General features: G+C 71.6%; 15 protein-coding genes and 1 pseudogene. 7 read left to right on the top strand and 9 right to left on the bottom strand.

The features are described from left to right. Window positions 1-5 precede the first annotated feature (5 nt). Window positions 6-800: an SDR family oxidoreductase gene (locus ACIQU4_RS05605; protein ID WP_403727691.1), complete on the bottom strand. Its 795-nt coding sequence runs from the start codon at window positions 798-800 to the stop codon at window positions 6-8. Window positions 801-1,287: 487 nt separating this feature from the next. Here ACIQU4_RS05605 and ACIQU4_RS05600 point away from each other — a divergent pair, with 487 nt between their 5' ends. Next, a complete protein-coding gene (locus tag ACIQU4_RS05600) occupies window positions 1,288-1,749 on the top strand; it encodes a DUF6325 family protein (protein ID WP_403726189.1) in 462 nt (153 codons plus the stop codon). A 280-nt stretch (window positions 1,750-2,029) separates the two neighbouring features. On the opposite strand, the pseudogene ACIQU4_RS05595 reads toward ACIQU4_RS05600, so the two are convergent. Then, a pseudogene (locus ACIQU4_RS05595) lies at window positions 2,030-2,125 on the bottom strand (pirin); the annotation flags it as partial. A 1,281-nt stretch (window positions 2,126-3,406) separates the two neighbouring features. Between ACIQU4_RS05595 and ACIQU4_RS05590 the strand changes: the two are divergent. From ACIQU4_RS05590 to rfaE2, 4 genes are all read left to right on the top strand, one after another. Beyond that, window positions 3,407-4,753 (top strand): hypothetical protein, encoded by a 1,347-nt coding sequence (locus ACIQU4_RS05590; protein WP_403726186.1) that lies wholly within the window; start codon window positions 3,407-3,409, stop codon window positions 4,751-4,753. 128 nt (window positions 4,754-4,881) lie between these two features. Further along, a complete protein-coding gene (locus tag ACIQU4_RS05585) occupies window positions 4,882-5,406 on the top strand; it encodes a hypothetical protein (protein WP_403726184.1) in 525 nt (174 codons plus the stop codon). A gap of 141 nt (window positions 5,407-5,547) precedes the next feature. Then, window positions 5,548-6,897, top strand: a complete 1,350-nt coding sequence (locus ACIQU4_RS05580; RefSeq protein WP_403726181.1) for a phenylacetate--CoA ligase family protein — start codon at window positions 5,548-5,550, stop codon at window positions 6,895-6,897. A gap of 123 nt (window positions 6,898-7,020) precedes the next feature. Continuing rightward, entirely contained in the window at window positions 7,021-9,024 is a 2,004-nt protein-coding gene (gene rfaE2, locus ACIQU4_RS05575; RefSeq protein WP_403726178.1) for a D-glycero-beta-D-manno-heptose 1-phosphate adenylyltransferase, read from the top strand. Here rfaE2 and ACIQU4_RS05570 read toward each other — a convergent pair. Together ACIQU4_RS05570 and ACIQU4_RS05565 are read right to left on the bottom strand one after the other, a co-directional pair. Continuing rightward, window positions 8,970-10,316 (bottom strand): NtaA/DmoA family FMN-dependent monooxygenase, encoded by a 1,347-nt coding sequence (locus ACIQU4_RS05570; protein WP_403726175.1) that lies wholly within the window; start codon window positions 10,314-10,316, stop codon window positions 8,970-8,972. The two genes, rfaE2 and ACIQU4_RS05570, sit on opposite strands and share 55 nt — an antisense overlap. Window positions 10,317-10,330: 14 nt before the next feature. Continuing rightward, complete coding sequence (locus tag ACIQU4_RS05565) at window positions 10,331-11,380, bottom strand: LLM class flavin-dependent oxidoreductase (RefSeq protein WP_403726172.1); 1,050 nt, start codon at window positions 11,378-11,380, stop codon at window positions 10,331-10,333. Window positions 11,381-11,951: 571 nt separating this feature from the next. On the opposite strand from ACIQU4_RS05565, the gene ACIQU4_RS05560 reads away from it, so the two are divergent. Then, the gene (locus tag ACIQU4_RS05560; protein WP_403726169.1) at window positions 11,952-12,482 is read left to right on the top strand and encodes a nucleoside 2-deoxyribosyltransferase domain-containing protein; all 531 of its coding nucleotides are present in this window, start codon (window positions 11,952-11,954) and stop codon (window positions 12,480-12,482) included. A gap of 17 nt (window positions 12,483-12,499) precedes the next feature. Further along, the gene (locus ACIQU4_RS05555; protein WP_403726167.1) at window positions 12,500-13,249 is read left to right on the top strand and encodes a JmjC domain-containing protein; all 750 of its coding nucleotides are present in this window, start codon (window positions 12,500-12,502) and stop codon (window positions 13,247-13,249) included. 372 nt (window positions 13,250-13,621) lie between these two features. On the opposite strand, the gene ACIQU4_RS05550 is transcribed toward ACIQU4_RS05555, so the two are convergent. From ACIQU4_RS05550 to ACIQU4_RS05530, 5 genes are read right to left on the bottom strand one after another with little or no spacing between them, the layout of a single operon-like run. Continuing rightward, window positions 13,622-13,975: a hypothetical protein gene (locus tag ACIQU4_RS05550; protein ID WP_403726164.1), complete on the bottom strand. Its 354-nt coding sequence runs from the start codon at window positions 13,973-13,975 to the stop codon at window positions 13,622-13,624. A 21-nt stretch (window positions 13,976-13,996) separates the two neighbouring features. Continuing rightward, window positions 13,997-17,122 carry an ATP-binding cassette domain-containing protein gene (locus ACIQU4_RS05545; protein ID WP_403726161.1) on the bottom strand — a complete coding sequence of 1,042 codons (3,126 nt, stop codon included), beginning with the start codon at window positions 17,120-17,122 and terminating at the stop codon, window positions 13,997-13,999. Beyond that, the gene (locus ACIQU4_RS05540) at window positions 17,119-19,305 is read right to left on the bottom strand and encodes an NHLP family bacteriocin export ABC transporter peptidase/permease/ATPase subunit (RefSeq protein ID WP_403726158.1); all 2,187 of its coding nucleotides are present in this window, start codon (window positions 19,303-19,305) and stop codon (window positions 17,119-17,121) included. The genes ACIQU4_RS05545 and ACIQU4_RS05540 overlap by 4 nt, the downstream gene beginning before the upstream one ends. Window positions 19,306-19,322: 17 nt before the next feature. Next, on the bottom strand, window positions 19,323-20,132 hold the full coding sequence (locus tag ACIQU4_RS05535) for an HlyD family efflux transporter periplasmic adaptor subunit (protein WP_403726156.1): 810 nt from the start codon (window positions 20,130-20,132) through the stop codon (window positions 19,323-19,325). Continuing rightward, entirely contained in the window at window positions 20,129-21,634 is a 1,506-nt protein-coding gene (locus ACIQU4_RS05530; RefSeq protein ID WP_403726152.1) for a SagB family peptide dehydrogenase, read from the bottom strand. The genes ACIQU4_RS05535 and ACIQU4_RS05530 overlap by 4 nt, the downstream gene beginning before the upstream one ends. Between the last annotated feature and the right edge of the window lie 228 nt (window positions 21,635-21,862).

Raw genomic sequence — 21,862 nt, 5'->3', positions numbered from 1 at the left:
TGCGGTCAGCCTCCGGTGGCGAAGCCGGGGAAGAGCGTCATCCCGCCGTCGACGTACAGGGTGGCGCCGACGACGTAGTCCATCAGATCGGAGGCCAGGACGGTCACCGCGTCGGCGATGTCCTCGGGGTCGCCGACCCGGCGGTACGGCACCAGCCGCAGCAGGTCGGCCTCGGCCTCCGGGGTGTCCCACGCGCTGCGGTTGATCGGGGTCCTGATGGCGCCGGGCGCCACCGCGTTCACCCGGATCCCCTGCGGCGCGAGCTCCTGCGCCAGGGTCTGCATCAGCATCAGGACACCGCCCTTGGACGCGGCGTAGTTCACGTGGCCCGCCCAAGGGATGATCTGGTGGACCGAGCTCATGCAGACGATCTTCCCTGCCGAGCGGGACACCTCCGGTACGACGCCGCGGCGGACGAACTCCTTCGCCGCCTCCCTGGCACACAGGAACTGGCCGGTGAGATTGACGTCCAGCACCTTCTGCCACTGCGCGACGGTCATCTCGGTGACGGCGGCGTCCCGCTGCAGCCCGGCGTTGGCCACCATGATGTCGATCGTGCCGAACTCCTCGACCATCCGGTCGACCATCGCGACGACCTGGTCCTCCTGGGAGACGTCCGCTTCATGCGCGTAGGCCCGCACGCCGAAGGACTCGATCTCCTTCACCACCTCCTCGGCCGCCTCCCGGCCGAAGACGTAGTTCACGACCACGTCGGCGCCCGCCCGGCCCAGCCCGATCGCGGTCGCCTTGCCGATGCCGGAGTTCGCCCCGGTCACCAGCGCCTTCTGGCCCCGGAGAATCGCCGGCACCGGCCGTCGCCCCTCGTCCACAGCTGAGCTCACTGATCTCTCCCGTCGCCGGCCGCAAGCAGGCCCCGGGGGCAACACTCCTCGGTGTCGACCTGCGCGAGCGCGGGCGGCTCGCCCCGCGCGGCCATTCGGAGCAGCGGTGCCCCTCGAACGACGCAACGAGGCGGCTACTCGCCGGGGGCGGTCTGCGGGGCACCTCCAACGAGCCGCGGTCCGCAAGACCACACCGCGACAGCGAGGCCGGGCTCGACGTGTTCGGCAGCCATCACACCCCGCAATCGTCGCTGTGCAGCGGGGCACAGTCGCAGGTCCACACCGCGCCTCGCCGCGTCCTGGCGCCTCTCACGCGCAGCGTCCTGGGCCTCCCGCCCCCGCCCGCCCGGTCGTCGGCGCGCCGCCGTGCAGGAGTCGGGGATACGCTGAGAAGGTCCCGATATTTCAAGCCGAGACCACTCAGTTTGGCTGAGGAAGGGGACCGATGATGACAGATGCATCCCTCGACGAACTGGGTCCCGTCGATTATCTCGTTGTCGAATTCCCGGCAGGAGCAAGCAATTTCACGGGCCAAATGGCGACAGCGCTTGCAGAATTGGTAAAATCCGGCACGATTCGCGTGATCGATGTCCTGATCCTCACCAAGGACAAGGATGGGACCGTCGAGGCGTCAGAACTCTCCGACATGGACGGTCTCGGGGAGCTGGAGGCCATCGAGGCCCAGCTCGCAGAGCTCCTGGCCGAGGAGGACGTCGGGCATCTTGCCGCCGCCATGGAGCCGGGAAGCACGGCTGGAGTGCTCATCTGGGAGAACCTGTGGGCGGCACCGTTCGCATCAGCGGTGCGGCACTCGGGAGGCCAGCTGATCGCCAATGGGCGTATTCCGATCCAGGCGATTATCGCCTCGATCGAGGCCGACGTAGCAAATGAAACCGTAGGAGACTGAAAATGCCGTTGCGACCTGCACGTGTTGGAAGGGTCGGTGTCATCGGCGCGCCCGTCGCGAAGACCGCGGTAGTCGCCGCGGCCGTCACACCTGGACGCAACGCGCCTATTGCGAAGACCGCGGTCGTGGCCGCGGCCGTCACACCTCGCGTGGGCCGTCGTCGGCGCATCTAGCGTCGGCCCACGGAGCTCACCGCCACCAAGCTCAAGATGACTTGACGAACCGTCACCAAGGTCGGCATCGGGTCAGCATTGCTCCTGGCAAAGCTGACCCCACCTGGTCAGACGGGAGGACCGTCGTAGCCCTTCACCTCGCCGTAGCGAGTGCCCTCCATCCAGGCCTCGTTGCTCCGGCCGATCCAGTTCCGGAACGTAACACTACAGATATCCGTCTTCGTACATGTCAGGAACGTATTGGACCCTCCTGCGTCAGCAAGGTCAGCATCGGCGCCCCAGGAGTCCCGCACCGCATGGCAACTGCCAGCGCGACCCCGCCGAGTCTCCCTGCGCACCCTGTCCCACCCTCGGCAGCCGCCGGATGAGCGCCTTCGACCACAAGGTCGTCGACGGCTTCATCCGCACCATGGAACGCAACGGGGCCGGCCTCGCCACCCAGTCCAACGCCTTCGACAAGGTCAAGTCAGTCCTCCTGGATGCCTACCGGCTCGGCATCTACACCGAAAACCCCCGTCCTGGGCGTCAAGCCCCCCAGTACGACCCGGAACGCGCGGTCATCCCCTCCCCGACCAGCTCCGCGAGCTGCCGGCCGAACCCCTGCTGCCCACCGTGCGGTTCGGGCACAGCATGGGGGCGGTGGTGGCCTACGAGACCCTCCTGCTCCTGGAAGCCTCGGGTGCCACGCACTTCACCCGGCTCTGCGCTCCGGGACGCGCCCTGGACGCGCCCCAGTCGGCGCCGGCGAGGTGACGGACGCCGAACCGATCGCCTCGGTCAAGGCCCTGGGCGGGACGCACGCAGAGGTCCGGCAGGACGCTGAGCTGAGCGAGATCCCGCTCCCGGTCATCCGCAACGACACCGCCTGATCGACGCCTACCGCCGCAACCCGGGCACCCCGCCGCCGCGCGCGGGGGTCCTCGCCCTCTCGGGCGACGCCCATCCCGCATCATCCCGGACCAGGCCGCCCTCTGGGCCACGGCCACCACGGGCCCCTTCTCCAGCGAGGTCCACGATGGCGCCCACTTCTACCTGACGGCCCACGCCGCTCGCGTCGCCCGGCAGGCGGTGACGGAACTCTGGTACTCCAGCCGGAGATCGAGGTCGACGGCGATGACACGGATCGGTGAAACGCTCCGGGCCGGTCCGTACACGTTCCTGAGTAAGCGTCAGGAAATTCTTGTGGGCATTGCGCCGGGCGCCTTAGCTTCGAATCGTCTCGACCGAGAGACGAAATTCCAACGGGCCGGGGCGGCGCACACCCGAACGGTCTCCATCGGAATTCACCTGTCACCCTGCTTGGAGGAATCGTGAGCGACATCCAGAAGGCCGATGCGGCGACCACGTCGGACGAATTCGACGTCGAGGTCAGCGACGAGGACCTGGAGGTCGTCTCGGGCGGCCTCGAGCGCATCTGACGTCCGTCCGGGCCGGGTGCCGGCGCACGCCGCCGGCACCCGGCCCTCGTCCGCAAGGAGGACCGTGTGTCGAACCTGCCGAGCGATCTGGCGCGCGACTTCCAGGAGTTGCGCGAGCGCATCACCCGCAAGGCGTCGTCCGCCTGGTTCCGGGAGAAGCGTCAGGAGATCGAGAACCTGGCCCCCTACGACCCCGATCGGGGGCGCGAGCGCCTCGACCACCTGCTGACAACCGCCGCGCAGCGGGTCCCGTACTACCGCGCCCTGCACGAGCGCGAACGGCTGAGTCTGGGTGACTTCCCGCTGACCCGCAAGGAAGATCTGCGCGCGCACTTCGTCGACTTCATCAGCCGCGACGCGACGGGTCTGATGGCCCCCGGCGCGTTCTTCCTCACCCAGACCAGCGGCAGCACCGGCCAGCCCGTCACCCTGCTGTCCACCGCGGAGACCGGCGGCCTCTCGAACAGGGTGGTCCGCGAGCGGTTCAGTGCCTTCCTCGGCCTACCGGACACCGGGGCCGTCCTCAACATGGGGCTGCTCTTCCCCGGCACCCCGCTCCTCGAACCGGTGATGCTGCCCCGCCCCTACGTCAAGTGCAACCTGCGCGGCTACGATCCCGACGCGCCCGACGTCGTCGCGGACTACGAGGCCGCGGTCGGTCGCTTCCCGGTCGACGCGATCACCGGCTCCTCCAGCCGCGTCATCGCCCTGGCCCGGTACTGCCTGGGCCGGGGCATCACCCTGCGCCCGCAGGGCGTCGTCGCCACCTACGAGCACATGCCCGACAGCGGCCGCCGCATCATCGAGGAAGCGTTCGGCCGTCCGGTGACCATGCTGTACGCGACGTCGGAGACCGGATACGCGGCCTTCGAATGCGGGCAGCGGCGGATGCACTTCCAGGACGACCTCGTCCTGCCCGAGATCGAGCCGGTCAGCGACGAGGGGGCGGGCTCCATCGCCCTGACGTCCCTGCTCTCCACCCCCATGCCGATCATCCGCTACGTGACGGGCGACCTCGCGCCCCGGCCCGTCGACTGCGGGTGCGGCCTGCCCGGCACCGCGACCGACGCCCTCCTGGGTCGGGCCCGAAGCAGCCTGGTCGGCCTCGACGGATCGCTCTACTCGCCCTATGCGCTGCTCGCCGCGTTGGCCGCCGCCGGCCTGCCGGACTTCCAGGTAGTCCAGCACGAACCCGGCATGCTCGACCTCGTGACCGTCGGCCCGGTGGAAGCCGCCGCGGCCTGCGTGCGGGACGTCAACAGGGGGCTCGACGCGCACTTCGGTGCCCGGCGGGGCTTCCGCCTGTGCCACCGACCGCACCACGCCTTCCGGTTCACCGCGAGCGGCAAGCGCAACCCCGTGGTGCAGCAATTGCAACTGCCGGACACTCCCGAACGTTCGGCCTATCTGTAATGGCCCGCGGTGACACCCGGGCCGTTTGGGCCGAGCCGGTCGGGGAGTCGGTTCCCTTCGCGCACGAGGGGCCGACCAACGGCGGCGGCGTCGTCCTTCCCGGGCAGACCGACGACGTTTCCAGATGGGTGACGAGACAACAGATGCGGTGCGCCGTGGAACGCGGCGACCCCACGGCCCTGTGGTACTACAGCGGTACCTATCGGGGGAAGTCGGTCGAAGGGGTGGCGAAGGCCACGGCCGAGAAGTACGGCGGGCGGACGATGATGATGCTCATCGAAGAGCTCGGCCTGCCCACCCCGTACTACTGCGACTACTCCGAAAGGGCCGCGGCCTTCTGGCGGCGCGCCTCCGTGGGATTCTCCGAGGCCGCGCAGGGCGAGGTGCGGATCGTCTTCGGCGACGCCGTCAGGAGGGGAAACACCTGGCAGCGGGTGGAATGCCCGATGCTCATGGCGAACCCGCGCGTCACCGCCGTCCTGTGGGCCCAACCGGGCGGCCCCTTCCGCAAGTTCCTGGACACGGGGCAGTCCGATCCACGCGACCACCTCCCCTACGGAGTCGCCGTGCACGAGCCGTTGACCCATCGCCCGGTCGGGTCGGCGGCGAAACAGGGCCTCGTCCAGGGCCTCGTCCGGGCATCCTTGGCATGAATCGATGACATGTTCCTCCCGTTGTGCGGCACGCTCCGGAGCAAGTGCGAGAAGGACCTTGTCGACGCTTCCCCGGGCGGCCTAGGTTCGGCTCGTCTCGCCGAGAGACGAATTCGCGAAGAACCTATTTGGAGGGCCGCGTTGAATTCGCCGAACGACCTCGTCCACGACGTACGGGACATGCGTGCACGGATGGCGCGCAAAACCCGATCCTCCTGGTTCCGGGAGAAGCGTCAGGAGATATCGGAGCTGGCCGCGTACGACCGGGACCGGGGCGCCGAGCGCCTGGGCCGGCTGCTGGCCACCGCCCAGGAGCGGGTGCCCCGCTACCGTGCGCTGCGCGACCGGGAGCAGGTGGAGCTGAGCGACTTCCCGCTGACCCGCAAGAGCGATCTGCGCGCCCACTTCCTCGACTCCATCAGCCGTGACGCGACGGGCCTGATGGAGCCCGGTCGCTTCTTCCTCACCCAGACCAGCGGCAGCACCGGCCAGCCTGTCGCCCTGCTCTCCACCGCGGAGACCGGCGGCCTCTCGAACGACGTGGTCCGGGAACGCTTCAGCGCCCACCTCGGCCTCCCGGACAGCGGAACGGTCCTCAACGTGGGACTGCTCTTCGGCGGCACGCCGCTGCTCGAACCGATGATGCTGCCGCGCCCCTACGTCAAGTGCAACCTCGGTGGCTTCGACCCCGATTCGCCCGGGATCGTCGCCGACTACGAGGCCGTGGTGGGCCGGCTGCCGGTCGACCTGGTCACCGGTTCGTCGAGCCGGGTGATCGCATTGGCGCGCTACTGCGCCGACCGCGGCATCAGGCTCCGGCCGCAGGGCGTCGTCGCCACCTACGAGCACATGCCCGACAGCGGCCGCCGCCTGGTCGAGGAGACCCTCGACTGCAAGGTGACGATGCTCTACGCCACGTCGGAGACCGGATACGCGGCCTTCGAATGCGGGCAGCGGCGGATGCACTTCCAGGACGACTTCGTCCTGCCGGAGATCACTCCGGCGGGAGACGACGAGGCGGGCGAGATCGTCCTCACCCAGCTGCTCTCCACCCCCATGCCGGTGATCCGATACGTCACGGGCGACCTGGCGCCCCGGCCCACCAGCTGCGACTGCGGACTCCCGGGGACGGTGACCGACGGCCTGCTCGGCCGGACCGGGAGCAGCCTCGTCGGGATCGACGGGGCGGCGTACTCGCCGTACGCGCTCCTCGCCGCGCTCTGTGCGGCCGGGCTGCCGGACTTCCAGGTGGTGCAGCACGAACCCGGGCTGCTCGACCTCGTCACGGTGGGTGCCCGGGCCGACGCGGCGGTGACGGCGCGATCGGTGAACGCGCGGCTCGGCGAGCACTTCGGGACCTGCGGGGGGTTCCGCCTCCGGCACCGGCCGGAGGCCGGGTTCGTGCTCACCGCGGGCGGCAAGCGCAACCCTGTGGTCCAGCGCCTGGAGGTCGCGCAGGCCCCGGAACGCACCCGGTACATCCACTCCTGAAGGACGTGTCGGCCGGGCAGGACCACCGACGCCACCGGCCGCACCGGCCCCGCCCCCGCCCCGACCCGGCTCCGCTCCGCTCCGCCCCAAGCGGTCGCCGTCCGAACGATTTGGAGATCCCCAGTGACAGGCGCGCCCGAAGTCCAGCCGCAGCCGCTCGCCAACGGCACCGACCACATCGAGCACCTCCACCGGGCGCTCGGCCTGCTGGAGGTCGAGCGGCTCCAGGCGTGGGGTAGCGAGCTGGCCGTGCGCCTCCAGCGTGGCGGGCGCCTGCTGGCGGCCGGCAACGGCGGTTCGGCGGCCGAGGCCCAACACCTCACCTCGGAGCTGGTCGGGCGGCTGCGGGACGACCGCCAGCCGTTGTCGGCGATCGCCCTGCACGCCGACACCTCGGCGGTCACGGCCATCGGCAACGACTACGGGTACGACGAGGTCTTCGCCCGCCAAGTACGGGCCCACGGCCGCCCCGGCGACGTCCTGCTGCTGTTGTCGACGTCCGGCCGCAGCGGGAACCTCCTGCGGGCGGCCGGGGCGGCCCGCGAGCGGGGCATGACCGTCTGGGCCCTCACCGGCGCCGCACCCAACCCGCTCGGCGAACTCGCCGACGAGGCCGTCCGCGCGCACGGTCCTACCGCAACCGTGCAGGAATGCCACTTGGTGGCCGTGCACGTCCTGTGCGCCAGCGTCGACATCGCGCTCGGCGTCTGCCCGCCGCTGACCCCCGCGCCGGACACCCCTGCGACTCCGGGCGGGCTGGTCGTGGTGGGCGACGCGCTCTTGGACCGGGACCTGGTGGGCAGGGTGGACCGGGTATCCCCGGAGGCACCGGTCGTCGTCGTCGACCACGTCGAGGTCCGCGCGCGGCCCGGCGGCGCCGCGCTCGCCGCGGTGCTCGCCGCGCGCGGCGAGCGGCCGGTCACCCTGGTGACGGCCCTGTCCGCCGACCGGGAGGGGCGGGAGCTGGGCGGGCTGCTACGGGAGGCGGGGGTCCGGGTCGTCGACCTCGGCCTCGCCGGGCCGACGCCGGTGAAGAGCCGGGTCCGGGCCGACGGGCGGACGGTGCTGATGATCAGCCAGGCCCCCGACGCCGGGCCCGCGCTGCGCCGCACCCTCACGGACGAGGAGCGCGCCCTGGTGGTCGGCGCGAGCGCCGTCCTGGTCTCGGACTACGGGCGCGGCATCACCGCGGACGCCTCCGTCCGGGCGGCCCTCGCCGCCGCCGCTCCCGCGACGCCGATGGTCTGGGACCCGCACGCGCGCGGTGCCCGGCCCGTCCCCGGCGCCCGGCTGGTCACGCCGAACCGCAGGGAGGCGAGCGGCTTCGCTCCCGGTACGGCGGGCACGGACGTGGGGTCGGACATCGACCGCGGCCGCCGGCTCGTCGACCTCTGGCGGGCCGTCGGCGTCGCCGTCACCCGAGGAGCGGACGGCGCCCTCCTGCTGGACTCGGCGAAGTCCTCGCCCCTCGCCGTACCCGGGCGGCCCATCGCCGGGGCCGACACGTGCGGTGCCGGCGACTGCTTCGCCGCAGCGGCCACCGCACTGCTCGCGGGCGGCGCGCTGCTCTCGGAGGCGGTGACCGGCGCGGTCCGGGCCGCCGGGGAGTTCGTGGCGGCAGGCGGCGCGGCCGCCTGGACGGCGGGTGCCGCGGCCGCAGGAGCGGACGCCGAACCGGCCGACCCGCTGGCGGTGGTCGCCCGGGTGCGCGCCGCGGGCGGCACGGTGGTGGCGACCGGCGGCTGCTTCGACCTGCTGCACGCGGGCCACGTGGCCCTCCTCGAAAGCGCCCGCTCGTTGGGCGACTGCCTGGTGGTGTGCCTCAACGACGACGACTCCGTCCGTCGGCTGAAGGGACCGCAGCGCCCGGTCGTCACGGCCTCGGACCGGGCGGCGGTGCTGGCCTCGCTGGCCTCCGTGGACGGGGTGGTGGTCTTCGCGGAGTCCACTCCGGCCGAGGCGCTGAGCCGGATCAGGCCCGACGTCTACGTCAAGGGCGGCGACTACAGGGTGGACGACCTGCCCGAGGCGGCCCTGGTCGAGGGCTGGGGCGGCCGGACCGTGATCCTGCCCTACGTCGACGGGCGGTCGACCACCCGGATGGTCGACAAGATACTGCTGGGCTGATGCCCGGTGGGCGCCGGGAGCCCGAAGTGTCCGCGCAGGGTGCGGCCCGAGTACTCGGTGCGCAGGACGCCGCGGTCCTGGAGCTCGGGCACGACCCGGTCGACGAACTCGTCCAGTCCGCCGGGGGCGTACCGGGGCACCAGGACGAACCCGTCGGCGCCGTCCGACTGGACGTAGTCGTTCATCTGCTCGGCCACGCGGGCGGGCGTGCCGATGAAGGGCCGGCCCGCGGTCAGCTTCATCACGAGCTCCCGGATGCCCAGGTTCTGCTCGGCGGCGAGGGCCCGCCACTTCTCCGCCCGGCGCGAGCGCACCGCGGCGTCGGCCAGCCCCGGCCACTCGGGCGGCGCCGCTTCGGGATCGGGGTCGATGTCCGGCAGCGGTCCGTCGGGGTCGTACGCCGACAGGTCGCGTCCCCAGGTGCGCTCCAGGTACCAGACGGCGAGCTGCGGGCTCACCGCCCGGCGTTGCGCGAGCGCGGCGTTCGCCCTGGCGTCCTCGTCGCAGTCGCCGAGGACGAACGACACCCCGGGCATGATCTTCACGTGCTCGGGGGCGCGACCGTGGCGGGCCACTCGGCGTTTGACGTCCGCGTAGAAGGCCTGACCGGCCAGCCCCAGGTGACGGCTGTAGATCATCTCGGCCGTCGCGGCCGCGAACTCCCGGCCCTGCTCGGAGTCCCCCGCCTGGATGGTGAAGGGGTGGACCTGGGGGCAGGTCGGTACGGTGAAGCGTCCTTCGATGCGGAAGTGCGGCCCTTCGTGGTGGAACCGGGTGGCCCCGCGCGGCCCCCAGCCGTCCCACAGGGTCCTGGCGACGTCGACGAACTCCGCCGCCCGCAGGTAGCGGTCCGCGTGCGGGAGATAGCCGCCGCGGCGGAAGTTCTCGCCCGTCCAGGCGTCCGGCGTGGTCACGACGTTCCAGCCGCACCGACCACCGGAGAGATGGTCCAAGGTGGCCAGCTTGCGGGCCACGTCGAAGGGCTCGTTGAAGGTGGCGTTGACGGTGGCGGCCAGCCCTATCCGGTCCGTTACGGACGCCAGCGCCGACAGCACGGTGATCTGGTCCAGCTGACCCGCGACGCCGACGTCGGAGACCTGGCCGCGGTGCTCCACCAGGCGCGGGAAGTCGGCGAGGAGGAAGGCGTCGAACTTGCCCCGCTCCGCGGTGCGGGCCAGGTGGGAGTACGAAGCGAAATCGACCTGGCTCCCGGCGCGCGGATCGCGCCAGGTGGTCATGTGGTTGACGGGGAAGAGCGCGGCGAGGTGCACCTGCTTGACTGGCTTGTTCATCGAGGGGCCACCTTTCAGGCCGAGAACACGTTCGGGGCCTTGGCGGGCAGGCCGAGCCGCGCGCGCAGGGTCGTTCCCCGGTGCGGGCGGAGCCAGGACCGCTGACGCAGGACCGGGACGACCTCCGCGGCGAACCGGGACAGCGTGGTGGGCAGGAACGCGGGGCGCAGGTGGAACCCGTCGACGTCCCCGGAATCCCACATGTCACCGAGCAGTTGGGCGAGTTCGACCGGCGTGCCGGCGAACCCGGAGCGGCGCGACGCGGCGTCCCCGGTGCGACCGTCCCAGTCGGACACGCCGTGGTCGCCGGAGAACAGCACCTCCAGCTCGCCGATGACCAGGGTGTGCGCTCCGACCCGTGCCCGGGCTTCCCGGGCGTCCGGGACCTCGACGAACACCATGTCGGCTTCGGGGGCGGGGGCCCGGTGTCCGCGCGGGTCGAAGTCGACCGCGAGGACGGGATGGCCCTGCGGCGGCCGCGGTACGTTCGCCGGGCCCTTGATGCGGAAGTGAGGTCCGGCGTGTTCGATGTGGCGCAGCTTGGACCGGTCGAGGAAGCGCCCGGTGGCCACCTCCCTGATCTCCGCACCGTCCTCCCAGCTGTCCCAGAGTTTGGTGACCACATCGGTGAACTCGGCTTGTTCCGCGTGGAGTTCATCCGCCCCGGCCGCGGATTCGGGTCCGAAGTGCGCGGCCTCCGCCGCCGCGGTGACCACGCGCCGGCGCCAACCTGCCCGACCCTGGCTGATGTGGTCGAGCGTGGCCAGTGCCCTGGAGACGTGGACGGGTTCGCAGTACGTGGTCGTCACCGTGGCCAGCAGGCCGATGGTGGTGGTCAGCGGAGCGATTCCGGCGAGCACGGTCACCGCGTCCGGGCGCCCCAGGGCGGCGCAGGGCCCCTCCGGGATCACCATGGAGTCGTCCAGCGTCACGAAGTCGAGACCACCGCGTTCGGCTTGCTGTGCGAGCCGTCGTTGGCGCTCGGGGTCCAGTGGGTCGCCGGGGGAATGCCACCGGGAGTCCGGATGGCAGCCGGTCGCGTCGATGGCCATGCCGAGGAACATCGGGGAGCTCCTCTCGAAGAGCGGGTCACGGGCTGGTGGTTGGCGGACGGGCGCCCCGTCGATCGGGGACTGCCGCTGGGCCCGCAGCCTAGGCCGGGAGCGCCGGCCGACCGGGCTTTCCGGGAGAAGGGCAGCGCATCCGTCCGAGGCGGCCGGGGCAATTGCACGGATCGGTGAAACGGTGGAGCCATGGCCGTGCAAGCAATGGAGTAACTGTCGGAAAGGCCTTGTCGGCCACTTCAGGACGCCCTTAAGTTCAACCCATCCCACCCGAGAGAACTGATTCTTCGGAATTCAGCATGCTCTTCCCGTCAGAAGGAGAAAGACATGAGCGACACCCAGAAGATCACGCCTGAGACCGCGTCGCAGGAGACCTCCCCCGAGGTCAACGACGAGGACCTGGAGGCGCTTTCGGGCGGTCTGGAAGTCATCTGACCGTCACGTTCCTGGTCGTGTACCGGCGGCGAGTGCCGCGGGTACACGACCAGTTCCGTTTGGGCCCTGCGTGCCGTGGTGCGGGCAGGGCTTCCCTTCCTGAATTCCCCGCGTCCCCGCCACCAGTAGAGAGCGCATGATGAAGGCCGCACAGGTGCGAGTCATCGAGTCCATGCAGGAATACGCGCCCCGGGCCGAGGAGAGGAGGATCTTCCTCGCCGGCGGAATGCACAATTGCCCCGACTGGCGCCACGACGCGATATCCGCCTTCCGTCGGACCTGGCCCGGCGCCGGCGCCGACCGGTGCTCACTGGCCCTCCTCAGTCCGCGCCGGGTCATCTCCGACGCGTCCGGCTTCAACGAGGCCATGGTGACCTGGGAGCACCGGCACTTGGCCTTGGCGGACCTGGTGCTCTTCTGGTTTCCGAGCGGAAATGCCGCGCGGCCGGAACAGCCCATCGCGCTCTACGAACTGGGAGCGGCAGCCGCCACCGGGCGGATGATCGCGGTGGGCGTCGAGGACGGGTACCGGCGCCGCCCGGACGTCCTGGCGCAGCTGCGCTGCGCGCGGCCGGGCCTGGAGGTCCACGGCGACCTGCGCTCCACGGTGATCGCCGCGGTGGCGGCGCTGCGCGCCGAGTCCCGTCCCCTCCGCAGTGTTTCGTGAGAGAAAGTGAGCCCCTGATGGACACCCTCCGCTCGTTGGTGGGAGACCCCGAGCCGTTCCTCGCGGCCGCGTGGCGACGTGAGGCCCGCGTGTTCGGTCCGGGCGTGCCGTACGCCCGCCCGGTCACGCTGGCCGACCTGGACGCCGCACTGGCCGGCGGCCTGCTCCGCAGGCCCTATCTGGAAATGGTCCACGGCGGGCGGAACCTGGAACTAGGTGACTTCACCACCCCGCGAAGGGTCGGTGAACACGAGTTCCCCGGCTACGCCGACCCGGACAAGGTGCTGCGGAGGATCTCCGCGGGAGCCACCCTGCTGATGCGCAACGTCGAGCACTGGCATCCGGGGGTCGCCGCGTTCTCCGATCATTTGGGCGCTGAACTCGGCCGTCCCGTAGAGGCGTTCGTCTTCGTCACGCCCTCGGGGGAACAGGGGCTCGGTTCACACCGCGACGATGCGGACGTCTTCGTCGTACAACTGCACGGCAGCAAGCGGTGGCAGGTGCACGGCGTCCCGGGGGACGACGCGTGGGAGGTCGGATACGCGCCGGAACCGGGGCCGGTGGCACTGGAGACCACGGTGGAGCGCGGGCAGGTGCTCTACATCCCGCGCGGAGCACCGCACTCGGCCGTCGGCCGGAGCGGCGGTCTGTCCGTACACCTGTCGCTGACGGTGCGCAGGCCAGGCGCCGACGCTCCGGGCGACCCGGTGGCGGACGCGCCGGTGGCGCCCTCGCTGGCGGCGCTGGCGGCCGCTCTCGACGGCTGAGGAGCAGGAACCCCGCGCGGGCGCGGGCGTGAGGAACGGTCGTGCCGCTGGCGGCGCGGCCGTTCTGTCGTTCTGTCGTTCTGTCGTTCTGTCGTTCGCGGGCTGCGGTCCGCGAGCGTTGGTGGCGACGCCGGAAAGTGCTGCGGCGGCCGACGGGCAGGACGCGGTACGTCCTCCCCGTCGGCCGCCGTGGGCTCCGGATGGTGTGGTGCCTATTCGTCGGTCGTGACGGTCAGGCCCTTGAGTCCTGCCACGAGTGCCTGGAGGTCGTCGTCCGAGAGATCGGCGGCGTAGGTCTCGTCTTCCTCGTTCACGGTCCTTCTCCTCTGTTGTGCTTCCTGCGGGTTTCGGATTGCTGATGTGCGACGGCGTTCAGCGGGGAACGTCGGACAGTGCGGGATGGCCGAGGCCGGCGACGAGGGAGTCGAGCTCCTCCTCGGTGAGGTCGGTGGCCTCGAACCGCTCCGGGTATGGGACCAGGAGCCTGAGGGCGCCGCCGTCGGCGATCGCCTCCCAGGCCCGGATCTGGGAGTCCAGGGCCTCGGACGTCACGGGCCGGTCGCGGACCACCTCGATGACGGTGCCCGTCGGCACGCCGATGCCGTGTTCGGCGAGCAGGGCCCCGGGATCGCGGAGCAGCATCCGCTCCTTGTCGGGATCCGACCAGGTGGCCGCGACCACCGCGTGGTAGCGCGCGGCGAATTCACTGCGCTCGGCTTCTTCCATCGTGCGGACCTTCGCTTTCGGTCAAGGAGCGGGAGAGTGGGCGGCGCCGCTCGGGTGCGCGGGCTGCGCCCACAGCTGGCGCTGGGCGAGCCGGTGGAACAGTCCACCGGTGTCCGCGAGCAACTCGTGATAGGTGCCGCTCTGGACGATCCGGCCCTGGTCCATGACCAGGATGACGTCCGCGTTGATCACGGTGGAGAGCCGGTGTGCGATGACGATCCGGGTCGCGGCGAGTTGCTGGGTGCTCGCGGTGACGATCTCCTGGGTGTGGTTGTCGAGCGCACTGGTCGCTTCGTCGAAGAAGAGGACGCGCGGTTTGGAGATCAACGCCCGTGCGATGAGGACGCGTTGCCGCTGTCCGACGGACAGGGCGCCGCCGCCGAAGGACAGCAGGCTGTTGAGCGCCATGGGCATCCGGCGGATGTCCTCGTCGAGCCCCGCCATGGCGGCGGCCGCCCATACCCGCTCGATGGAGTAGGGCTGGGCGCCGCAGATGTTCTCCCGGATGGTGCCGCTGAAGAGCCGCCCGTCCTGGAGGACCACGCCGCACTGGCGGCGAACGGCCTGCACATCGAGCTCGGCGAGGTCCTGCCCGTCGTAGAGCACTGAGCCGCTGCGCGGGCGCTCGAAGCCGAGCAGCAAGCGCAGGAGGGTGGACTTGCCGGAGCCGCTGGGACCGACGATCGCGACGAACTGGCCGGGCCGGGCGTGCAGCGTCACCTTGTCGAGCACCGGGGTGTCCAGCCCCGGGTAGCCGAAGGTCGCGTTGACGATCTCGATCTCGCCCCGGAGTTCCAGCGGTTGGACGTGACTGGGTTCGCGCTCGGCCCGCGCGCTCAGCACCTCGGCGAGGCCGTGCAGGCGCGGCAGTACGGCGACGAACTCGGCGCCGCTGGTCACCAGGAGGATCATGGACTGGAGTTGGAGGGCGAAGGCCGCGTTGAGCGTGAAGAAGCCGCTCGCCGGTACCTGCCCCCGCAAGGGGCCGGCCAGCAGGGCGAAGAGGATCAGTTGTCCGGCGATGGGGACGGTGACGGCGACCGCGGTCAGAGCTCCCTGCACCCGGTGCACCCGTTGCAGCCGGGCCCGGGCCACGACCGTGGCTTGCGCCCAGCGGCTGAACATGGCGTTCTCGGCAGCGGCCAGCCTGATCTTCATGATGCCGCCGAAGATCTCGTTGGTCACGGCCGCAGCGTGGTGTTCTGCGGGCAGGGCCTGGCGTTGACGGCGGATCACCACCACACCGAAGAGGACGCCCAGGCCGCTGGTGCCCGCCAGCAGTACGAGGGTGTACAGACCGACGACGGGGTTGATCGTCAGGGTCAGGCCCAGCCCGGCCGCCGCGGTCAGCAGGGCGAGGAAGGTCCGGGTCGCCAGGCCGTTCAGGGCCTGGCGGGCGTAGGCGGTGCCCAGCATCTTGCTGGCAAGGACGCCACTGGTGGTCTGCGTGAAGAAGTCGGACGGCAGGCGCATCAGCCGGTCCCACAGCGCGAGTTGGATCCCCGACTCCAGCCGGTCCTCCAGCCGCAGCGCGTGCAGGTTGAGGAGCGCGGTGAACAGGGCCGCCGCGACGGCGCTCACCAGGTACAGCCCGGTGGCCCAGGGCAGGTCCTGGAGGCCTCCGGAGGTCAGGGAGCTGAGCGCCCGGCCGATCAAGAGCGGGGTGGCCAGGCTCAGCGACGCCACGGCGACTCCGGTGGCCAGCATGGAACGCAACTCCGCCGCGGTGCCGAAGGCCCCCCGGCGCAGCAGTTGTCGCAGGCTGGTGTCGGCGGGCAGGGGCAGCTGGGCCAGGGTGGCGTTCTGGCCGAAGGTGTCCGCGCGCCTGCGGTCCACCGGGGTGCGCGCCCGCGTGTGCGGGTTGACCATCCAGTACCGGCCGCGGGCGAACAGCAGCGGAACCGGGATCAGGTTGGCCTCGCCGCCGGCCGCGTCGTCGCCGGACCCTCCGGCCGCGGCGGTGCCGGTGGCGGGGGTGCCCGTGCCGGTCGGGGGGTCCGTCGGCCGGTCTGCGGATGCCGGGCCGATCGACGGGGCCGGGCACCAACCGATGAGCGGTCCGACGTTGTTGTGCCACCACTTCGTGGACAGGCGGACCTGACGCAGGTGGAGCCCCGAACTCTGGGCGACCGCCCGGAGCTCGTCACCGTGGTTGCTGGTCCCCGGCGTATGGGTGGGCGGCTCGGTCACGGCGATGTCCGCGCCCTCGGTGACCACCTGCAAGGTCTCCACCGCCCAGGCCCGGGCGTCCTGGGCGCCGTCGGTGGCGAGCCGCCCGCCGCGGGCGCTGTTCGCGCCGAGCACGCCCAGGGCCCGCCGGGCACTCGCCGCCACCATCTGTTCGGCGGCGCGCTTGCGGACGTCGAGGGCGTGCAGGAACGCGCTGTCGGTCGCCAGGGCGCGGTCGCCGAGCGACCGCACCAGATGGGCCATCTGCTGGTCGACCGCTTCGAAGAGGGCTCCGGAGCGCAGGAGGTCCGGGGTGTTCAGGAGCTCGACCAGACAGTCCGATTCCGCACGGGTCCAGTCCTGGAGACCGAGGAAGAGCGCCTCGCGTCCGGCGGAGACGACGTGGTCGGCCAGGCCGTTCTTGCTCATGCGGCCGTCCGCCAACCGGATCCAGCACGGCCGCCCGCCGCCGACGACCGTACGGCCGCGCGCGAGCGAGACGATCTGCCGGGAGCGCAGGACCTCGGCGTCCCGCGGGGCGCTGGTGGAGCGTACGGCGTCCGAGACGGCCTGGAGCGCCCGGTCGAGGGCGTCGCTGATCACATCGGCGATCCGGTCGTCACGGCCGGGCGGCCGGCCGCCGTCCGGCTCCTCGGGCTGGACCCGGCGGACCAGCCGGGAGAGCTGGTCGTGGTCGACGTCGCGCAGCCGCCCGCCGGGCAGCGGCACCACGGTGAGCTGCCATTCGCCGGTCGCGGTCGAGGAGGGGATCGCGCTGTGGGCGGGGCAGCGCGCGACGAAGTGCTGCCGGGAGGTGTCGCCGTCCGGTACGAGGCGGCTCGCGAAGATGTCGGCCGGCCCGCCTTCGACCAGGTAGACGGTGTGCCGCCCGTCGATGCGACGGGTCGTGGTGGAGGCGGGGGCCGCCAGCCCGGCGAGCAGGTCCCAGTCCTGGGGCGGGACGGTGGTGCTGCTCATGTGGTTTCCCCCGCTGCCTTCGCCTGGTGCCGGATGAGTGCCGCGTAGGAACCGTCGCGTTCCATCAGGGCGTCGTGCGTGCCGCGTTCGACCTCCCGGCCGTGCTGGAGCACGATGATCCGGTCGCAGTCGCGGATGGTGGACAAGCGGTGGGCCACGATGAGGCATGTGGCGCCGCGGCGGCGCAGGTTGGAGTCGATCAGTCGCTCCGTCTCGGTGTCCAGGGCGCTGGTTGCCTCGTCCAGGATGAGCAGTCGGGGGTTGCGGACCAGGGCGCGGGCGATCTCCAGGCGCTGGCGCTGGCCGCCGGAGAAATTGCGTCCGCCCTCGTGCACCGGGCTGGCCAGACCGCCGGGGCGGGCCGCCACTTCCTGATGGATGCAGGCGTCCTTGAGGGCCTGCACGACGTCCTCGTCGGGGACGGTCGGGTCCCACAGGGTGATGTTGTCCCGCACCGTGCCCTCGAACATGATCTTGTCCTGATCGACCATCGCCATGGTGGCGGCCCACAGCCCGGGGTCGAGCGCGTGCGGCTCGCACCCGTCGACGGTGATCCGCCCGCTCCAGGGCTGGTGCAGGCCGGCGAGCAGCCGGCCGACGGTGGACTTCCCGCTGCCGGAGCCGCCGACGAGCGCGATCCGCGCCCCGGGGGGCAGTTCGAGCGAGAAGTCCTGCAGGAGGGGCGGGACCAGCGGGTTGTAGCCGAAGGTGACCCGGTCGAGCACCACGTGGCCCTCCAACGGCGCGGGCGCGGCGCAGGCGGCGGGTGCGGGTGGCAGCGGATAGCGCTCCACGTCCTGGAGGCGCTGCAGGTCCGCGCCGATCTCCTCGACCTGGGCGCTGACCGTGGTGAGGCTGGTGACGGGACGGTTCATCGCGACGGCCAGGCCCTGCATGGCGACGAGCACTCCGACGGTCAGGGTGCCGGTCAGCACGAGGTGACTGCCCAGCGCGATCAGCACGGCGGTGTTCAGCGCGGCGAGCAGCGCGGGCACCGCCGCCACGACGGCGGCGGGCACGCCTGCCTTCTGCTGTCCCGTGGTCACCGCCGCCTGCCGCGCGGCGAACTGCTGGTAGCTCAACTCCTCCTGCCCGCTGGCCTTGACGGTCTCGATCATCGAGATGGTGGTGTAGACGGCGGCGAAGAGCCGCCCGCGCTCGGCCTGTAGGCCCGCGATGGCGGTCGCGCGGATGGTCGACAACCAGCGCAGCACGACCACGTTGAGCCCGGAGAAGAGCAGCGCGCACAACCCCAGGACGAGGTCGTACTGGCACAGCAGCGCGGCGTAGGACAGGGCCAGCGCCATGTCCACCGCGGTGGATGCCAGACGCCGGGTGAAGATGTCGGCCACCACGTCGTTGGTACGGACCCGCCGCGCCAGATCGGCCGCCATGCGCTGGTTGAAGAAGCCCAACGGCAACCGGAGCATGTGCCGCACCAGGCGGGCCGCGCTGCCGAGGGCCACCGCGGTCTCGGCGCGCACGAGCAGGCGCTGCTGGAGCCATCCGGCCACGAGGGTGATCACGGTGGCCACGGCCATCGCCGCGACCAGCGCGACGGAGGTGGCCGATTCCGAGCCGAGCAGCACGCGGTCGACGAAGACCCGGGTGAGGGCGGGCACCGCGATGCCGACCAGAGCGACGAGGAGGCCGAGGATCGCGGTCTGGGGCACGACCGAGCCGAGGTTGCGCCACCGCTCGCGCAGCGTGCGGACCAGGCTGAACGGGTGCCCCCCGCGCTCGAACTCGGGGCCCGGCTCCACCGCGATCAGGATGCCCGTGTACGCGTCGTCGAACTCCTCCCAGCTCACCGTACGGGGGCCGGTGGCTGGGTCGTTGAGCCTCACCTTGCGCCCCAGGCCCTCCAGCACCAGGAAGTGTTCGAAGTTCCAGTACAGGATGGCCGGCAGCTGCACCGAGCCGAGGTCCGCGACGGGACTCTGCCGCCCGCGTGCGGTCAGCCCGTAGCGGCGCGCCGCCTTGGCGACGCTGGCCGCGGTGGATCCGTCCCGGCTCACCCCGCAGGCCTGCCTGAGCTCTTCGAGCGGGACGTGGCGCCCGTAGTGGGCCAGCACGATCCCCAGCGAGGCCGCCCCGCACTCGGTGGCCTCCATCTGGATCACGGTGGGGGTGCGCACCCGCTTGGCGGTCGGCCGGTCGGTGGCGCGCTTGTGGAAGGTCATCCTGGGGAGGGTCAGGCTCATCGCTTCACCAGCCAGTTCAGCGGGCGCTCCTGAGCCACGGTCAGGGTCGCCGTCACCGCGCTCTGCGAGTTCAACGCGAACGACGGGGAGGCGCGCGACCACTTCAGGCCGCTCGGGGATTCGGTGTCGGGGGTGAGGCGGACGGTCACGGCGACCACCGAACCCGTGGTGAGGAACGGCGTCACGTCGCGGCCGGCGCCGAGGAAGGCGTGCAGGGACTCCTCGGTCTCCGGCAGGGAGCCGACGGCCGAAACCGTTCCGGACAGCGTGCCGAAGACGCTCACCGGCGCCACCGCGGTCGACAGCCGTACCGGCATGCCGACGCGCAGCAGCGGAGCGTGGGCCGCCGGGACGTAGACCATCGCCTCCAACCGGTCGCCGGGCGTGTCCAACCGCTCCAGCACGGCGACCTTGCTCCCGGGCAGCAGCATCTCTCCCTCGGAGATCCGCACACTGACCACGTGCGCGGTCCACGGCGCGGTGACCGTCTCGGTCACGCCGTTCTGACCGACCAGGGTGTAGAGCGGCTGCTCCTTGCCGACCCGCTGGTTCGGGGCCACCAGGACCGAGGCCACCTGCCCCTGCCGGGTGGCGTCCAGGGTGACGGCCCCCGCCGCGTGGGTGAGCACCCCGGGGGCGTCGACGGTCTTCGGTACGGTGGCGAACGCCGACCAGGTGCCGATGGAGAGCACCACGACCAGGAGCGCCACCGTCGTCAACCAGGTGGGTATCGAGGCCAGTCGGGCGATCTCGTCGAGTTGCTCGGGCGATTCGAGCTTTCGAAGGGCTTGTTTGCGGAATCTCAAGGCTGCTCCTCGCAGTCGGGCGGGCAAGAGCCGAGGGTGAACTCGGCGATGGCGGGTTCGACCAGCGTGTCCAGTCCCGACAGCGCGGCGAACGAGACGACGTCCCCCGCCCCCAGCGCGCAGGGGGCCAGGCCCATGTCGGTGGCGACCAGGTACATCCACGCGGTCAGGATTCCCGCGTCCTTGAGCGCCAGGGCGTACGGAATGCCTTCGTACTTCCACATCAGGCGCCCGATCCGCGCGGTGATCACGAACAACACCTGCGGCGGGGCCGGCATGGTGGCCGTGGCGCGCGCGAACGACAGCATCTTCGCGGTCTCGGGGCCCGTGGCGGCGACGGCCGCCAGCCGGTGCCGCGCCGAGTCGTAGTGGTAGAGCCCGCTCTCCAGGCCGGCGCAGCGCGAGACCAGCGGATAGATCTCCAGTTCGCCGATCCCACCCGCCCCCGGGTACGGGCGCCTGCCGCCCTCCGGGCCTGCTGCGCCACCGGTAGCGGCGGGTCCCAGACGCTGGACCCGGTGCAGGAACTCGGCCAGTTGGGCCGCGGTGATCGGCCGCTCGTCGTCCTGGCGGCGGATGCTGCGGCGGCGTGACATGACTGCGGCCAGCGAGTCCGGTGTCGCTCCGGCCGGGTGTGGGGCGGGCCCGGGCAGCGCGATCGTACGACGCGCGGTGGGGCCGCCGGGCCGTGCGGGCTCGGGCTCCGCTTCCGGCTCGGGGCCCGGCTCCGGCTCCGGCTCCAGGACGCCGCGGAAGCGGTTGGTGGCGCCGATCGGCGCCGCGTGGCGCTGTGGCCGCGTCCGGTCGTGCAGCCACAGTTCCTCCGGGGACCACAGGCCCATCGGCGCGGTGCTGACTTCTGCCTCGGCCTCCTCGGACGTCACCAGCACGTGGGCGGAGAGCAGTTCGTCGAGCACGTACCCGGCGGTGGGCTCGTCCACCTCCAGTGCCTTGGCCACGTCGAGCCGGCCGACCCCGTCCGCGGCGGCGCCGACGAGGACGGCGCCCAACTGGGCGTGCGTGCAGGCGATGGCGACGGTGCTCAGCGGGGAATGGGCGAGCATCCGGCCCCGATCGGTGCGCAGCACCGCGAAGCGGGACAGCCGGTAGACCACCCCGGCGCCGTGCAGTCGTCGGACGGGGCCGCTCTGTGCCCCGATCCCACGGGGCACCACATCCAGCAGGGCCCGCGCCCCGGCGGAGACGCGGCGTTCCAGCCAGCAGTGCAACAGCAGGCGACGTACCAGGAGTTGGGCTGGCAGGATCCGGGCTTCGCCCTCCAGGCCGGTGACGAGCTGGGCTATCTGGAGGTCGCTCAGCCAGCCCTCGGCCATGCGCAGGAGCAGCGCGCGCCGGCCGGCCTCCGGGTCCGGAAGGCGCAGCCGGTACCGGGACTGCTCCAACACCAGGGACCCGCCCGGCTCGTGGGTCAACCGTGCGTCGACGCGCAGCCGATAGCTCTCGACCTTGATGGCGCCCGGAAACGGGGAGGTGCGTTTCATGGGATTTCACGATCCTGATACGGGGACGGTCGTGCGGTGGGCGGGCGGGGCGAGGAGGGGCGGATCCGGGCGGATCGGTTCGGGGGCGTGCGGCTCGCGGCAGTCGGGGGGCTGGCCGTCCGTCCCGCAATTCCTGCGCAAGGACCGGCCGCTACCGACCGTAGGGCGGATGGGTCCGGTCCTCGGCGAACGGATCGATCCCGTGCCCAACACCGCGGCGACCACGGC

The sequence above is a fragment of the Streptomyces sp. NPDC090741 genome, assembly GCF_044769045.1.
In the GTDB taxonomy this organism is placed as follows: Bacteria; Actinomycetota; Actinomycetes; order Streptomycetales; family Streptomycetaceae; genus Streptomyces.
The sequence above is the reverse complement of the archived record's forward strand: the minus strand, read 5'-3'. Positions and strand labels throughout refer to the sequence as shown.

Bases quoted from the DNA above. Each gene is read 5' to 3' on its own strand.
- ACIQU4_RS05570 (WP_403726175.1), bottom strand. From the start codon at position 10,316: ATGAACAAGCCAGTCAAGCAGGTGCACCTCGCCGCGCTCTTCCCCGTC.
- ACIQU4_RS05545 (WP_403726161.1), bottom strand. From the start codon at position 17,122: ATGAGCAGCACCACCGTCCCGCCCCAGGACTGGGACCTGCTCGCCGGG.
- ACIQU4_RS05565 (WP_403726172.1), bottom strand. From the start codon at position 11,380: ATGTTCCTCGGCATGGCCATCGACGCGACCGGCTGCCATCCGGACTCC.
- ACIQU4_RS05600 (WP_403726189.1), top strand. From the start codon at position 1,288: ATGATGACAGATGCATCCCTCGACGAACTGGGTCCCGTCGATTATCTC.
- ACIQU4_RS05530 (WP_403726152.1), bottom strand. From the start codon at position 21,634: ATGAAACGCACCTCCCCGTTTCCGGGCGCCATCAAGGTCGAGAGCTAT.
- ACIQU4_RS05550 (WP_403726164.1), bottom strand. From the start codon at position 13,975: ATGGAAGAAGCCGAGCGCAGTGAATTCGCCGCGCGCTACCACGCGGTG.
- ACIQU4_RS05540 (WP_403726158.1), bottom strand. From the start codon at position 19,305: ATGACCTTCCACAAGCGCGCCACCGACCGGCCGACCGCCAAGCGGGTG.
- ACIQU4_RS05555 (WP_403726167.1), top strand. From the start codon at position 12,500: ATGGACACCCTCCGCTCGTTGGTGGGAGACCCCGAGCCGTTCCTCGCG.
- ACIQU4_RS05560 (WP_403726169.1), top strand. From the start codon at position 11,952: ATGATGAAGGCCGCACAGGTGCGAGTCATCGAGTCCATGCAGGAATAC.